The sequence below is a fragment of the Streptosporangium sp. NPDC023963 genome (assembly GCF_040639135.1).
Classification (GTDB): domain Bacteria; phylum Actinomycetota; class Actinomycetes; order Streptosporangiales; family Streptosporangiaceae; genus Streptosporangium.
Window position 1 is genome coordinate 188,916 of sequence record NZ_JBEZZK010000018.1, and the last position, 14,169, is coordinate 203,084.

A 14,169-nucleotide genomic window follows, 5' to 3' on the forward strand; every position below is an offset into this window, starting at 1 on the left:
ATTGAGGCGAGATCCGGTTCTGTCGGAGTCGATCTCTACGGTGTGCGACATGACGACACATTCCCCCGTGAGCGGGGCCTGGTCGGGCGTGCGCACGGCCATCACCGTCGGCGACCCGGCCCTGGTCGCGGACGCTGTGTTGGCTCTGGATGAGGCCGGGCGCCGGGAGGTGGCTCGCGAGCTGCCCGGCCACATCGGCATCGTCAGGAAAGCGAGCGCGGAACGCGACCGACGCCGAGGCGTGTGGATCGGCGGCGAGGAATGGATCGAGCCCATGCGGGTCGCCGGCGCGGGCGTGCTCGGCGGGGCGGCGGCCGTCGCGACCTGGCTGTATCGGCGCGACTTCACCCGCTGGCGGCCACCACTGGACTCCGGGCCGCTGCTGCGTGTGATCGCCGCGCGGCCGCCGCAGTGGCAGGGCGACCTCGCGGTGCGGCTGGCCCTGCGGCTGCGCGGCAGCCGGACCCAGGCCAGAGACGACAGCGTGCCGCTGGCCTTGGAACTGCTGCGCCGTAGCGGTGCCGTCCCGCCCGAGCACGACCCGCTCACAACCGCCTGGGTATCCCAGCCACCGGACCTGGAGCACGACCCGTTGGCCGAGCACCTGGTGCCCCGGTTGTTCGAGGCCGAGGGCGTGGGCCGGGCGCTGCGCGAAGACAACGTCGACCCGCCCTCGTGGGACCCCGGCCGTCGCACCTGGCTGGGGGCGCTGCGCGTCGCGGTCGCGGCCGGCCGGTTCGCCCCCGAGCCGCTGGTCGACAGCTGCCTGCGCCGGTTCCTGCGCGGTGGCAGCGCCACCGACCTGCGCTTCTTCACCCGCCTGCACGAGATGCTCGCCCCGGCGCCAAGCACCAAGCGCACCCGCGACTACCTGCGGCTGCTGCCCGCCGCGCCGGGGCCGGTGGCCGAGCTGGCGCTGCGGCAGCTGCGCGGCGCGGGTGAACTGAGCGGCGAGCAGGTCAACGAGGCGGTGTCGGCGCTGCTGTTTCGCCCCGAGGGCAAGCTTGTGCGGGCCGGGCTGACCCTGCTCGACCAGGCCGTCCGCGACGCGGACGGCGACCTCGACGACCTGGCCGCAGCGCTCGCCTCGGCATTGCTGTGCGAGACCTACGAGGTGCGCGAGCGCACGGTGCGCCTGGCCGTCAAGCACGCCCGGCGCTTCACGCCCGCCGGGGCCGAGGCCGTCCGCGCGGCGGCGAGCTTGCTGCCCGCCGAGCTCGCGGCGCGGCTGTCGCAGGCCTACGGGGTGGTGGTGGCGGCTGAGCCGGAGGCGGCCGACGACTTCGAGCCCGGGGAGCTGCCGCCGTTTCAGCCGCTTACCCGTAAGCCGTTCCCGCCGGCGATCGAGGACCTGACCGCCACCTACGACCAGGTCGGTGGCGGCATCATCACCTTCGAACGGTGGCTCGACGGCTTCGTCCGCGACCCGTCCAAGCGGCCCCGCCCCGGCCGGGGCCGCATCTACGAGCGGCGCCAATGGGTCCGCCTTGAGGAGTGGACGGAGGCGCTGCTGCGCGAGGCCGCCGACCTCGGGCAGGAGCCGCCCATCCCCGAGCCCGAACGCGCGTCGGAGTACGCCCGGCACGTCGTCGGCGTGCGCGTCGCCGAAGGCGACGACGAGCGCGATATCGAGGTGGACTTCGGGCGGCTGCCCGCCGAGGTGCGAGAGAACATCGCCGCGGGCCTCGCGGAAAGGGGTGTTCCGCTGGGCAACCTGGAGCATTTCACGCAGGGCCCGCCGCTCGAAGCGGAGATCTCGGACGTGTGGATCGTGTCGTCGGGCAACTGGAGAGGCCGCGAGGAGCAGCAGGACACGCCGCGCGACCGCCTGCCGGACCCGCGTCACCTCTCGCCGCCGCACTACGCCATGCTGGTGCGCTGCGCCGAGGTCCACGCCGCGTTGAAGGCCGGGACGCTGCCTCCGTACTTGCTGGCCACCCCGACCCTGACCTCCGGCCACCTCGATCCCGCCGAGCTGGTGGCCCGCCTGGAAGGGTACGAGCGGGCCGGTGTCCAAGCCCTGCCCGCCGACCTGGGGCAGGCACTGCTGCGGCTGCCGCGCGAGGCGGCCCCGCAGGTGATTGACCGTGCCGGGAAGCTGACCTCGCAAGCGGGCACCACGCTGGCGCGCTGGCTGGCCGATCGGCCACAGCCGCAGCTGCGCGTGGACTGGGCACACGCCGGCGGCGCCTACACACACGACCGGCAAAAGGGCGAGCACACCCCCCGCCTGCACCCCCGCATCCAGATCGAACCGACGGGGCTGGCGCTGATCGACACACTGCTGTGCGATCCATCTCCCTGGACGGGCGAAGGCCACGGCGTGTACATGGAGTCCTGGCGGCTGACGCTGCCCTCGGACCGGGAGGCGGTGGCCATGCACCTGCTGCCGCACCTGCTCAACACCTGGGAGCGGCCCGGCTACTTCCATCAGTACGTGGCCGCGCTGTTCTCCCAGGACGGGCCGGTGGGCGAGGCGACGGCGCTGCTGATCGCCGTCCAGCTGACCGAACAGGGCATGTACGGCTGGCCCGAGCGCGGCCGGCGACTGCTGCTGAGCGCGGCCGCCGCTGACTGCCTGCCCACCGTGGAGTGCGGGCGACAACTCGGACTGTCCCTGCGCAGGGACGTGACCAAAATGGGCTCCGTACGCTCCGCGCTGGAGGAATGCGCCAAACAGGGCGCACACCGGCAGGTATGGGAGATCATGACCGGGCTGCTGCCCGTCTACCTGCCGGGACCAGACGAGCGGCCGCATTCCGGGCACACCCAGGCACTCTCCCTCGCGATCGACACCGCCCGCTGGGCCGGAGCGCGCGGTCCCGTCCCCGCGATCGCCGAGGCGGCGGCCCGCAAAGGGACAAGCAACTTCGTTCGCACCGCCTGCGCCCTGCACGAACAACTACTCAGCCGACAGGAACAGGCCGCGATACAGACGCACACCTAAACAAGCAGAACCGGGGTTGGGGAACTTGCGGACAGCCGTTGGCGCTGATAACGATCTTGTGGTGTTGCCCTGCTCGACCGAGGTTGCAGCCGCTTGGCGTGGTGTCGTCTCCCGTGAGTTCTCGGCAGAGTTCGCGCACCCGGCAGGCCGGGGTTTCGGCGATGGGCCGCCATGCGGTGCGCGGGACCGGAATGGCAGGGGAACCGGTGCTGAGACAGTGACCTGCGGTGATGTGGTTCCGGAGACCAGACAGAGTGAAAGTTCTGTCCGGTCAGCCCGCCAGCGCCAAGGATCATGATCGTTCTCAGCGCCAACGGCTGTCCGCAGGTTCCCCAACCCCGAAGACCGTGGCTCATGTGGATGAGAGCACCCGCACGCTGGTAATGGTGCCCTGCGGGTGCTGAACGCCTAGGGATCTGTCGGCGAACGCGTAGGAAATCACGGCTACGTAGTTACCCTTCGCTGCTGCTTTCCTCTGAGCCAGCGTCACCGGCGGGCTCTACGGACCGCAGCGGGAACCGTAGTAGCAAAAGTCTTCCACTGTTCCGAAAACCTGAATAAATCCAGGCGGCCAGGCACAGGTTCGCTGGAATTTATGCGGTCATTAAAAGCACCCCAGGTCGGCTGCGCAACATTGGTCGAACAAAGTTCGTGCCGAGCTAAAACCCTTACCTGGAAAATCCTTATATTTCACCTTCAAACACTTCAAGATACACAAGCGATTCCTCTTTGATTGATGCCTTTTTAAGCGTTTCTAGAACATTTGGGTGATCTTCAAAGTACATAGGATTGAACGGACGCAAAGTCAAGTTTGTGTTTTGCCAATCGGTAGACTTCAATGAGACGATCACTGGTCGATTCTCTCCGGCGATCCTCCAATTTCGGGCACTTAGAAAATTGACAGCCTTATCGAGTGCTTCTCGGTCACTCGAAGCTTCAACATCGATCACTAATAAATTCTCGATCTGTATGCTGTTGTTCCTCTCGTTTTCAATGCTGATCTCCGCCTCTACCTTGCCTATCTCGCGAACGCTGTCAAGGGCGGCAGCAGGAACCCTTAGCGTTGAGGGTGATAACATGCATCCCGATCCTAGAAGGATAACCCCGAGAACAGTGATAACCACTCGGCAAATAGCGCCTTTTCGGTCAGCGAACGGTACGCTTAGTAGCATCTATCCCAGCCTATGTTATTACAGTACCAATATTGGTCGGCGGCACCATCTTTAGCCCACAACCCCATAAGCTCGTTTCGACGGTTTATCCCGTCTTCTGGGTGCTTGACTATAAGCGTATTGTCTTGGAAGTTGCTCTGTGCCCACGCAACAAAACGCCTAGTGTTGAGCTCTGTATTTCCACTAGCAGGATTATCTACCCACACACCCGAGCATCCGCAGTAGGCGATTGCCGCCTCCTTGTCATCCAGGTAATGCTTGGCCCCGTTCTTCAAATACCATACATTTTCCTTCAGATGTCTCATCCAAGCAGCGGCTAGGTGTATAGCTCTGGATGGCTTCAACATCTCTAACATGACACTTCTTAGAGTTGGGTTAGCCCATTTTTTCTTCCCATAATACTTCTCCAGCATCATTCGGGCTTTATAGAGCTCAAGCTGGGGAATGCCAATAGATGCTCCCCATCCCTTAGTTTTCGGATTTTTGGCATCATTGGCGATTGCTGCAATAGCGCCAATCCCCCCAAGGTTTACTTCCCAGTTGTTGCTTTCCCACATGATAACGGCTGCTAGAATATTTTTGTCTATTCCGTGATTTTTGGCCGCCTTCTTGATTGTGTCGTAATACTTGAGAACATGTTTGAAGTCATCATAATTTTTGAATTTTACCTTACCGACAGAACTTTGGTAATAAGCGACTCCGCCTGCTGTCACCGTGACATTTTTTTGCTTGAGGCTTTCTAGCCCTCCAACCCTCACCCAGTAATCGTTTAGTTGGTCCTTATCCGCTGTGGGGGACCAGCGGACCAAGTATTCCTGCTGCACGTCTTCTTCGGCGTCCCAGTAGTTTACTTGATCTACTTCTCGGCCGTTGTGCATATACTTGTAGCCGAGTCTTTTAATCTCATCATCACCGAGCTGTGGTAGTTGTGCGTACGCTCCATAGTTTCGCGACCACCAATAGTTGTCTCGTTCGTCGTTGGGTCCGTTGTACACCAGATCCGAGACATAGCCACCCCACGCGTAGTACGGCTGTCCTGGGATGACCTCTGGCGGTGTCCAGTCCCAACTGGAGGAGGATTGCCTGTCGAAGTAGTTGCCTAGGTATGCGTTCGTGTCGAAGGACTGCCAGCCGGAGCCGCCACTTGCGCCGTTTTGGGATGCCGGTGTGTTGATTTGGATGGAGTTGTGTCCGCTGGGGTCGGTGTTGGTAAGGGGGTTGGCATTGGCGTAGGTGTAGCGGTTGGCCTGGACCGACGGGTTCGGATTGAGGGTGGCGGTGTCGCGGGAGGTGAAGGCGCCGATGCCGGGCTGGTACCAGCGGGCGTGCATGTTGACCTTGCCGGTGTCCGGATCGGTGTACTCGCCCTGGTAGCCGAGGCCGCGCTGGGTGCCGGAACGGTGGGTGACGGTGCCGAAGGGGTCGTAGGCGGTCGAGTCGACCAGGGAGGTGCCGGAGAAGGTGGCGACCACGTCGCCGCGCAGGTCGGTCATCGTGGCGAGCGCGGGGCTCGCACCCTCCTGGAGACTGAGCAGGCCGCCGAACGGGTCCCGGCCGTATTTGGCCTGGACGGCACCGACGCTGTCGGTGGTGGTGACCAGGTTGTTGCTGAGGCCGGAGTAGACGAAGCGCTGCTGGGCACTGCCCTTAGTGCGGGAGGTCATCCGGTCCAGGGCATCGTAGCCGTAGGTGGCATCCCCATCGGAGATGAGCCGGTCGAAGGCGTCGAAGGCCAGATTGCGGGTGACGCCAGCCTTGGTCTCGGTGGCGATGGTGCCGCGGGGGGTGTAGGTGTAGTCGGTTCCGGCGCCGGAGGTGAGCCGGTTGCGCTGGTCATAGGCGAAGGTCTGGCTGTCGGCTTTGATGCGGTTGCCGGAGGCATCCCATTCGTAGGCGGTAGCGGCGCCACCGGGCGCGGTCCAGGAGGTGAGGCGTCCGGCGTGGTCGTAGCCGTAGGTGTTGGTTCCGGCTCCGGCGGTGCCGGTGGTGGTCTTGGTGGTGAGGTTGTTGTCCTTGTCCCACCCGTAGACGATCTTCGACAGTTCGGTGCCGGAGCTGTTCTTCACCGCCTGGGAGGTGAGCCGGTTCATGGTGTCGTAGTCGTAGGTCTGGGTGCCGACCGGGTTGGCAGAGGTTTTGGTGGTGAGCCGGTTGGCGTTGTCGTAGCCGTAGGTCCAGGTGCGCCCGGTCACCGGGTCGCTGGCGGTCTTGAGCCGGTCGACGGCGTCCCAAGTGTAGTTCGCCGTCCCTGCCGGGTCGACGCGCTGGGTGAGGTTCCCGGTGGCGTCGTAGGTGTAGGCGGCGATCTGGTTGGTGGCCTTGGAGACCTTGGTCAGCAGGCTGCGGTCGTTGTACTCGAGGGTGTAGTCGCCGATCGCGGTCACTCGCCCGGTCTGGTCATAAGTGACGGCACGCGCGAGAGTGGCCACCGAGGCGCCGCTGCCGGTTTCGGTGGTCATTCGGTTGAGGTGGTCGAAGGTGCGGTCGGTGCGCACCCCGCCCGGCTGCACGGTGGCGGTGGCGTTGCCGGAGGCGTCGTAGACGCTGGTCCAGGTTCGGTCTGCGGCGTTCGGGTGGGCAGTGGTGGCCGGTTCGATGACGGATTCGACCAGGCCGAGGGTGTTGTAGCTGGTCCAGGTGGCGTTGCCACGGCCGTCGGTGGTGCGGGTACGCGCCCCGGTGGCGTCGTAGCCGAACGTCGAGGTGATCGACGAGGTCGCGGTGACCGGTTCGATGAGGGAGGTCATCCGTCCTGCGGGGTCGAATGTGCGCTGGGTGGTGTATCCCTCGCCGGAGGTGGTGCTGGTCGGATTACCGGCCGGGTCGTAGCCGAAGCCGACGGTGCGCACCGTACTGGTTCCGGTGAGGTCCTTAGCGGCGGTTTTGCGGCCGGCCAGGTCGTAGGTGGCCTCGGTGGCGTTGCCCAGGGCGTCGGTCACCTTGGTCTGTCGGCCCATCAGGTCGTAGCTAAAGCTGGTGGTGCGGCTGGCCAGGGTGGTGCTGGTGGGGGTCGCAGGGGCAACCGCAGCGGTGACTTCCCCAGCGGCGTTGACCGTGTAGGTAGTGGTCTCGTTGTCTGGGTCCGGTGCGACGGTGGTGGTGAGGTTGCCCGCAGCGTCGTAGGTCAGCTTGGTGGTGTACGCCACCGTGACGGGGGTGCGTTCGATCTGGGTCTGAGTGATCTTCCGGCCCAGGTCGTCGTAGGTGGCCTCGGTGCGCGCCCCGGCAGGGTCGATCACTGCAAGTTGCTCGCCCAGCAGGTTGTATTCAGCCACCTGGATGCCGCCGGGCCCGGACGGGCCGGGTTCGGTGACCTTGACCGGGCGTCCCAGCGCGTCGTAGGTGGTGGAGGTGACGTGATTGCGCGGGTCGGTGACCGTAGTCTGCCGCCCAGCTGCGTCGTAGCCGAAGCTCACCTCGGGGGTGATCGCGCTGCCGCCTGGCGGGGTATAGGGCGCACCGATGCTTGAGGTCAGGCGCCCGGCCTTGTCAAAGACGGAGGTGGTGGTGCGCCCTTCGGCATCGACGATGTGGCTCTGCAAGCCGGCGCTGTTGTAGCCGTACCTGACGGTGGGCTGCTCGGTGGTGGTGGCGGTGCCGTTCTTCTCGATCGTCACCTGCGGTGATTTGGCCTCCACCAGCTGGCCGACGAGGTCGTAGCGCATCGTGGCGGTGAAGTCCGCGGGCGTGGCGCCGGAGGCGTTGCCGCGCGGGTCGACGGTCGCGGTCAGCAGGCCGCGATCGTCGTAGACGCTGGTAGTGACCAGGTCCTCGGCACCGTTTTCCACGGTCTGCCGGGTCACCTGGTTCAACACGTTGTAGAGGTAGGAGGTGGATTCAACGCGAGTGGTGTTGGCCGCGGTGAAGGTTTTTCTGGTGACGTTGTCGTTCTTGTCGTACTCGAAAGCGTTTTTGCGGCTGAGGGCAGCTGGGTCGAACGTGGTGGAGGTGAGACGGCTGGCGGCGTCGTAGAGGTAGTCGGTGGTGACCTTCTCGCCGCCGGTGTCTTGGCCTGCCGGGTCGTTGGTGACCTTCTTGGTGAGGTTGCCAGCCGGGTCGTACTCGCTTGATTCCAACACCACGTCAGCTGGAGTCGTCAGGCCGTTGAGGCGGACGTCGTCGCCGCTCGTCGTCGCCGCTCGGTTGTCCATCCAATAGGTGTAAGCCTTCTTACGGCCCATCGCGTCGATCGTGCCGGCCAGTCGGCCGCCGGGATCGTAGGAGGAGGAGGCCAGCACCACGTCCTGGGCGGCCTGCGGGCTGACCGGGCTACCGGTCCAGTTCTTGAGCGTGGTGGAGGTTGGTTCCCCGCGATCGGTGTAGGCGAAGGTAACAACCGTGCCCGCCGGGTCGGTCTGTGACGTCTGAGCACCAGTGCCATCCCAGGTGGAGGCGGTCACCCCTCCCTCAGGGTCGGTGACCGTCTTGGCCCGGCCGAAGGGGTCGTAGGTGTAAATGGTGGCGCGGGCGGGGTCGCCGCCGGTCAGGTCACTCACAGTGATGGTAAGCGGATTGCTGTCGGTGTCGTAGGTCAGCGTGGTCTTGGCGGTGTGGGTGACGTTGGTGACCTCGTTCTTCACCCCAGGCTCAGTTTGGGTGAGCAGACGGCCGCGACCGTCGTAGGTGAAAGTTGTGCTGATCCCGCTGGGGTGGGCTTGGGAAATTTTGGTACGGGAGATCAGCCGGCCCACCGCGTCATAGACGAATGTGGTCTTCAACCCTGATGGGCTATTCTGCTCGGCCACCTGCCCGGAGGCGGTGTAGCGGTAGGTCGTCTCGTTACCCTTAAGATCCTTGGCTGATTCCAGCAGTCCGGCCGGGGTGGTGCCGCCGCCGATCGCGAGCTCGGTGCCGTCGGTGTAGAGGGAGATCGCCCACCGGCCAGCTGGGAAGTCCGGGGTGGCCGGCCTGGTTACCTTCGTCACCTCACCGTGGCTGGTGTACTCGGTGGTGGTGGCATAGGTGGTGTCGGTGTCAGAGGCTGAGCGTCCGTCGCGGTGCACGGTCACCTGGTCGTTGCGTGGATCGAAGGCATCGCTGGTGTTGAGGTGGTACTTCCACGTCTCGATCGCGCATTCACCCGGAGCACGGCAGTACTTGCGGGCGATGAGGTTGCCACGCCCATCGAAGTAGACGTCGTTGACGATGTTGTTGCGATCGATCAGCTTGGCCAGCGAGCCCGACTGGTTGTACTCATGCCAGGAGGTGTGCCCCAGTTGGTCGGTCTCCCCGATGATGCGATACCCGCGCCAGGCGTCGTAGAGGTACTTCAACTCCTTGTTGCGCGGGTCGGTGAGGGTGACGCGGGCGGCGCCGTTTTGCGGGTCGTAGGTCTGCGCGCCGATCTTCCAGGTGCCACCATTGTGATCGACGTGGGTGGTGAGCCGGTCGGTCGCGGCGTCGTAGGTGTTGGCCGCCCACACCCGCCCTGAAGGCAGGGTGACGCCGGTGAGCTTGTGCGCCGCTTCGGCCCGGGCGCCATGGTGGGCGCTCACCTCGGCCTCGGTCAGTGGCTTGTCGTAGATCGCCACCTCGTCGATGAACCCCTTGAACGGGAACGCCGCCCGCGGGGTCGGCACCGCCGGGGAGGTGGCCGGGTCGGCCACGCCGTTGCCCACCGTCGCAATGTTTCGCCACGCGGTCACCGCCGCGCTCAACGTGCCAACCTGCGCGCCGTCCAGGAACAACGTCTGGTTCTGACCCGAGACGGTCAGCACCACGTGGTGCCAGGTGTTGTCATTGACCACACCGGTGGAGGTGATCGGTACGGCGACCGCGGCCAGCGAGCCGCGCAGCTTGCCGTCGGTACCGACATACAGCATCGGCCCCCACGGAATGCCGGAGGTCTCCTGGGTGCCGGCGGCCATCAGCACCCCGGACTGGCTGGTCTTGAACCACGCCTCCACCGAGATCTGATCTCCCAGGTGCGGCACCGTGTTGGCGGGCAGTTTCAACGCCGAACCGGTGGTGAACTCCACCGACGTGTCGGTACTGCCGGCCAGCGCGCCCGGCTTGGTGTAACCAACCGCCTGATAAGTGGCATTGCCTTGACCTGCGCCCTGGTCGGCCGCCACCGTCCCCGACGCCTCACCCAGCCGCCAGTAGGCGTAGGGATCGGTATCCAGCACGCCACTGCGGTATTGGGAGCCGGTGCCGTAGCTGTAGTGGGTGCAGTTGGGCGCGGCCACCGGCGCGCACACCCCGGTCAGCCGATCACCGTCGTAGTGATAGGTCCACGTCAACGGCGCCCCGCCCACCGGGTCGCTGGAGACCGAGGTGACGTGAGCACCGGTCCAGGTAAACGTCAGCGACCGCCCGCCGGTGGCCATCACCGTCGCCAGCTTCCCACCTGTGCCATATGTCAGCTCTTGGCCGCGGCCTCGGGAATCGGTGACCTCGGTCAACCGGCCCTGGGCGTCGAAGGCATAGGTGGTGGCCGACTTGTCCATCAACCGCCAGGTGCCGCCGCTGTCCTCGGCCAACGTGGCGTGCATGCCCGGCGGCGGCTGAAAAACCCCCGCCCCGCTGCCCATGAACCGCACCTGGCGGCCATCGGGGTAGGTCACCAGCGCCGCGGTCGCCGAACCCCGCACCTCCTTGACAAGCTTCATGTCCCAACGGGTCGACCAGCCCGCGCCGAAGATGCCGCTGGTGCGCGGGTCCATGCTGTTGTAGGAGCGTGTCACCGACAGCGGCGGCCCGGCGGTGGGAACCGATAGGTCGGTGGCGGTGGTGGTGTAGTTACCGCTCTGCTGATGAAACTCCTGGCCGTCGACGCCGGGGGTGGCCAACTGTGAGGTCACCACGGGCTGGCGCACTCCAGTGACGAAGGTGTGCACCGGCGAGAGGGTCGACGTCGAGTTGGAGGTGTCGGTGACGGTGACTGTCCACCAGTACTGCTTACCCCACGCCAGCTTGGCTGCTGGCACCTTCCAGGTGTTGACCCCGGCCGCCAGGGTGCCCGAGGAGGTACACCCCATCCCGGTCATCGTGTCCGCGTCGCAGATCTTGAACGCATACCGCACCGACCCGCCCACCGTGCTGCGCCCCTGCGCCCGCATGGTGGGGGTCAGCGAATCCATCAACATCCCACTACGCGGGAAGACATCCAGCAACGACGGCTCACCAGCCAGCAGCGCAGCCTGCGACCGCGCCGGGGCGGCCGAAGTCTTCGCCAATGACCCAGCTCGCGTTCCGGTCGCCTGCTGATCGACGAAACGCTCCTCGACCGGGACCGCGCCCTTGGGAGATTCGATATCCGAACGCCATCGGCCGTCGACCACCGCCGCCGACACCTCGGTGGTCGCATCACTGTCCACCAAAGAAGGAAATCCCGCTGCCGACCCAGCCAACTGGTCCGGTGTTTCAGGGGTGCCGTGAAAGAGTGAAGCCGATCGCATCGCGGCGGACCCCGGAACTGCTTGGAAAAGCAGCAGTCCCGGGGTCACAGCCGTGACGACGGCTACCGCCGCCCACGTTTTCACGCGCGCTGAAAACGACCACAACAAACTCCGGCGCATACGCCGTCATCCTCCGAACACGTCACCGCGAGCACGAACGCCCTCGCGTTACCCCAGCCCGCCACAGCGCTCTGGCCAGGCCAGAGGCGACGGTTCGGAGTGCAGAACAAGCAAACGATCGAAAATTACACAGAAAACCTTTATATCCGCAATATGTGTAGAAGAGGGTAAACAGGACACGGTTTTGGGGTTTAGGAGCACGACATATCAGACTCGCACCTAAACGGTGACTCTAAGTTATCAATCGGGTAGGCCGAAACGACCACACAAAGAAAAGGGGTTGCTGACCTCTGGTTCGGCTTCCATGTATCGCCCTGAGCTGCTTCAAAGGTGCAGTTCATACTCATTGGGGCGTGGCGGCGGCCATGGAGGCACAGCGGAAAGACGGCGAGGGTGGGTCACTACTGCTTTTAGGATGTCCCATAACCAGTGCGTCTGGACGGCAAAATACAGAAGAGGGCCCACTGGAGATGGAAGGCGGCGACAGGCCACGGTCGCTCGATGTGATGCAGAACACACCTGCTGCTGGCATCTCCTTGGCTCTGCGACGGGTGGCAGGTAAACGAACTTATTCAATCCCTGGTCGGGGGGCCGGTTCGAGGGCTCCATTGGCACCTCTACTCCACAGATAAGTAATGTTATTCGGGGAGTCTCGGTAGGATCTCCCCGGATAACCACCGGGCGAGGATGCGGCTAACGCCGGAAAAACTCCCCGGATAATAAGGAGAGGGGTTCGGCGAGTGACCGCGAGCGTCGACGACAAGATCAACAATGGTGGCGACGGGGAGACCGGCAACCGGGTTGACGATCGCGATGGCAGGCAAGATGGCGGCCAAGTCGACAACCATGTTGCCGATCGGGGTGGCTCTGGAGCGGGCAACGTGGTGATGCTCCGGCCGGGTCGTGAGCCGGGATCGGTGGCGGCCGCTGCGGAGGCGGCGTTGGCCGCGTTCGGCACGCATCTCGATCGGTGCGCGCTCGCGGCCAACACGGTGACCGCCTACCGGCGCCAGGCGCTGGCCTACCGGGAGTGGTTGCTCGCGCGGGCGGCCGAGCACGCGGATGCGTTCGTCGACCTGGTCGGCGCCGAGGCCGCCGTTACCGCCTGGCGCCGGCACCTGCTGGCTGCGGGGGCGTCGCCGGCGACGGTGAACCAGGCGCTGGCCGCGGTGACGTTGTTGTATGAACACGGTCCCGCGCTGCGCCTGGCGGTCAAGCGCGCCCGGGTGCCCAAGCCCGGTGCCCCGGACGCGTTGAGTCGGGCGCAGGAGAACGCGGTGCGCCGCGCCGCCGACCGCCGCGGCCCCCGCGACGCCGCCCTCATCGCCGTCCTGCTCGGTGCCGGAGCCCGCGCCGAGGAATGCCAGCGCCTGCGCGTCGGCGACGTGCCGATCACCGCGCGCAGCGGCACCGCCCGCCTGCACGGCAAGGGAGACGAGGTGCGCACCGTCCCGCTGCCGGTCCCGGCCCGCGAACGCCTGACCACCTGGCTGAAGATGCGCGCCGAGCTGCTGGCCGCGCGACCCGCCCTGGCGGACACGGTCGGCGAAGGACTGTGGGCCGGCCAGCGCGGCCGGCTAACGGTCGACGGCGTCACCGACGTCGTCCGCGCCGTCGGCAAGGACGCCGGCCTGCCGGGCCTGCGCCCACACCGGCTACGCCACACCTACGCCACCCGGCTGCGCGAAGCCGACGCCGACCACGCCCAGATCCAAGCCCTCCTCGGCCACACCTCCATCGAAACCACCGCTCGCTACTTCCGCGCCTCCCCCACTGAAGTCGCCGACCTGGTCGACCGCGCTCTGGACTACTGACGGCGAAACGATGGGAACGGTTGCGTTGATCCGGCAATCGATGCGGAGCTCAAGAACACCGTGTGATCGCCTCCGCTACCTGGCCGTCTATACGAGTCCTGCCCGCCCCCGCCAGTACGCCAGGTAGCTTCGGGTGGTCAGGGTGTGGGGGTGGTCGGGGCCCAGCACCCGCAGGTGGTCGGTGAGGAGGTCTTCGAACGCGGCGGCGGCGCCTGCCGCATCCCCAGCCTGCCCCCGCCAGTGCGCCAGGTGGCTTCGGCTGGTCAGGGTGTTGGGGTGGTCGGGGCCCAGCACCTGTAGGCGGTCGGTGAGGAGGTCTTCGAACGCGGCGGCGGCGCCTGCCGCATCCCCAGCCTGCCCCCGCGAGCGCGCCAGGTGGCTTCGGGTGGTCAGGGTGTCGGGGTGGTCGGAGCCCAGCACCCGCAGGTGGTCGGTGAGGAGGTCTTCGAACGCCGCAGCCGCGCCTGCCGCATCCCCAGCCTCCCTCCGCCAGTACGCCAGGTTGCCTCGGCTGGCCAAGGTGTCGGGGTGGTCGGAGCCCAGCACCCGCAGGTGGTCGGTGAGGAGGTCTTCGGTTGCGGCGGCGGCGCCTGCCGCATCCCCAGCCTCCCCCCGCCAGTGCGCCAGGTGGCTTCGGGTGGTCAGGGTGTCGGGGTGGTCGGAGCCCAGCACCCGCAGGTGGTCGGTGAGGAGGTCTTCGAACGCCGCAGCCGCGC

At 65.8% G+C, this 14,169-nt stretch carries 5 protein-coding genes; 2 read left to right on the plus strand and 3 right to left on the minus strand.

Annotation, left to right across the window (positions count from 1 at the left end):
* The first annotated feature begins 49 nt into the window (after positions 1-49).
* Positions 50-2,947 (plus strand): DUF6493 family protein, encoded by a 2,898-nt coding sequence (locus AB0F88_RS37120; protein WP_362695427.1) that lies wholly within the window; start codon positions 50-52, stop codon positions 2,945-2,947.
* A gap of 683 nt (positions 2,948-3,630) precedes the next feature.
* On the opposite strand, the gene AB0F88_RS37125 is transcribed toward AB0F88_RS37120, so the two are convergent.
* Positions 3,631-4,026 (minus strand): hypothetical protein, encoded by a 396-nt coding sequence (locus AB0F88_RS37125; protein WP_362695429.1) that lies wholly within the window; start codon positions 4,024-4,026, stop codon positions 3,631-3,633.
* 83 nt (positions 4,027-4,109) lie between these two features.
* Positions 4,110-11,438 carry a LamG-like jellyroll fold domain-containing protein gene (locus AB0F88_RS37130; RefSeq protein WP_362695431.1) on the minus strand — a complete coding sequence of 2,443 codons (7,329 nt, stop codon included), beginning with the start codon at positions 11,436-11,438 and terminating at the stop codon, positions 4,110-4,112.
* A 1,088-nt stretch (positions 11,439-12,526) separates the two neighbouring features.
* Here AB0F88_RS37130 and AB0F88_RS37135 point away from each other — a divergent pair.
* Complete coding sequence (locus AB0F88_RS37135) at positions 12,527-13,453, plus strand: tyrosine-type recombinase/integrase (RefSeq protein ID WP_362695461.1); 927 nt, start codon at positions 12,527-12,529, stop codon at positions 13,451-13,453.
* 87 nt (positions 13,454-13,540) lie between these two features.
* Here AB0F88_RS37135 and AB0F88_RS37140 read toward each other — a convergent pair.
* Positions 13,541-14,169, minus strand: a 629-nt coding sequence (locus AB0F88_RS37140) for a tetratricopeptide repeat protein (RefSeq protein WP_362695433.1), incomplete at its 5' end; no start/stop codon positions are given.